Consider the following 374-nt stretch of genomic DNA (forward strand, 5'->3'; position numbering starts at 1 on the left):
CGCGCGCCCGCCGCATCCTCGAGGTGCTGAAGGAAGCGGAGGCGCTCGGCAAGGGTGCGGCCGCCCTCGACGGCAAGATGATCGACGCGGCGTCGGAGCGCATGGCGCGCAACGTGCTGGTGGTCAGCGAGGCGATCGAGCGCGCCGGCCAGGCGCATAGCGCGGCGCAGTAAGAATTACCGGGAGGACAAGATGGACATTCACGAATACCAGGCCAAGGAACTGCTCGCCCGCCACGGCGTGCATGTGCCGCGCGGCGGCCTTGCCTACAGCCCCGAACAGGCGACCTACCGTGCCAGAGAGATCGGCGGCGCGAAATGGGTGCTGAAGGCGCAGGTTCATTCCGGCGCCCGCGGCAAGGCCGGCGGCATAAA

At 68.7% G+C, this 374-nt stretch carries 1 protein-coding gene and 1 pseudogene; both read left to right on the forward strand.

Annotated elements, in window-relative coordinates:
- Positions 1–173 (forward strand): annotated as a pseudogene (locus tag DH10_RS37485) (CoA ester lyase); the annotation flags it as partial.
- A gap of 19 nt (positions 174–192) precedes the next feature.
- On the forward strand, positions 193–374 hold a 182-nt coding region (locus tag DH10_RS35960; RefSeq protein ID WP_343221691.1), incomplete at its 3' end, for an ATP-grasp domain-containing protein.

This window comes from Mesorhizobium silamurunense, assembly GCF_014843825.1.
Classification (GTDB): Bacteria; Pseudomonadota; Alphaproteobacteria; order Rhizobiales; family Rhizobiaceae; genus Mesorhizobium; species Mesorhizobium silamurunense.